This window comes from Pseudomonas sp. 51_B (assembly GCF_017491595.1).
In the GTDB taxonomy this organism is placed as follows: domain Bacteria; phylum Pseudomonadota; class Gammaproteobacteria; order Pseudomonadales; family Pseudomonadaceae; genus Aquipseudomonas; species Aquipseudomonas promysalinigenes.
In genome coordinates, this window is the sequence record NZ_JAFGYW010000373.1 from 1 (window position 1) to 452 (window position 452).

The 452-nt window shown below is 64.8% G+C and carries 1 protein-coding gene; it reads right to left on the reverse strand.

Annotated features, from left to right (window positions below; genetic code table 11):
* On the reverse strand, positions 1-452 hold a 452-nt coding region (locus J5M56_RS25300), incomplete at both ends, for an FtsW/RodA/SpoVE family cell cycle protein (protein WP_207938097.1).

A 452-nucleotide genomic window follows, 5' to 3' on the forward strand; every position in this document is an offset into this window, starting at 1 on the left:
TGCCGTTCACGCCGCCGAGGAACAGCACGCCCATCGCGATCGCGGCGATCACCATGAACGCGCCCATGTCCGGTTCGAGCAGCAGCAGCGCGCCGACCAGGCCAACCGCGCATGCCATCGGCAGAAAGCCTTTCGCGAAGCTCTGCATGTACTCCTGCTTGCGCACCGTGTAGTTCGCCGCGTAGATCGTCACCGCGAGCTTCATGATTTCCGACGGCTGCATGTTCGTGATGCCGAGCGGAATCCAGCGGCGCGCGCCGTTCACGCCCTTGCCGACGTGCGGAATCAGCACGATCACGAGCCCGACGAGCGCGATCAGGAAAAGATGCGGCGCGTACTTGTCCCACGTCGACACCGGCACGCGGAACGCGATCACCGCCGCGACGAACGCGACGACGAGCGACACGCAGTGGCGCAGCAGGAATGCGTAGTCGTGATGGTGTACTCGGCGT